Source organism: Streptococcus sp. LYSM12 (assembly GCF_004569635.1).
GTDB lineage: Bacteria > Bacillota > Bacilli > Lactobacillales > Streptococcaceae > Streptococcus.
In genome coordinates this window covers 1-498 of sequence record NZ_SPOZ01000078.1, presented here as the reverse complement: position 1 = coordinate 498, position 498 = coordinate 1, and the positions used below count along the sequence as shown (strand labels likewise).

The following is a 498-nucleotide window of genomic DNA, read 5'->3' as shown; positions in this document are numbered from 1 at the left end:
CAGTTGGAAGCCTATGTTCAACAGCATCCAGATGCTTTTTTACGAGAACTAGCAGAACATTTCAACTGTCGTATCTCCTCTGTTTGGGCAGCCCTCAAACAGCTCGCTATCACTTTAAAAAAAGACGACAACTTATAGTGAACAAGATAAAGAGAAAGTAAACCGGTATCTTGAGGTGCTGTCCTGCTTTGATAAGTTCCCTATTGTGTATATTGATGAAACAGGGATTGATACCTATCTCTATCGAAAGCAAGGGCGCTCTCCTAGAGGTGAAAAGGTCTATGACAAGATAAGAGGCCGTCGTTTTGAACGCACATCTGTCGTTGCAGGTCTGGTTGCTCATAAGATTATTGCTCCTATGATTTACAAAGACAGTATGACGAGCGCCTTTTTTACCAAATGGTTTGATAAACAGCTCTTACCCTCTTTGTCAGAGCCACATCTTATTGTGATGGATAATGCCAGCTTCCATCCTAAAGCGAAATTGGATAAGCTTGC

The 498-nt window shown here is 41.8% G+C and carries 1 protein-coding gene; it reads left to right on the top strand.

The genetic code is table 11. The features are described from left to right. Positions 1 to 205: 205 nt before the first annotated feature. On the top strand, positions 206 to 498 hold a 293-nt coding region (locus E4T79_RS11495; protein WP_194183832.1), incomplete at its 3' end, for a transposase.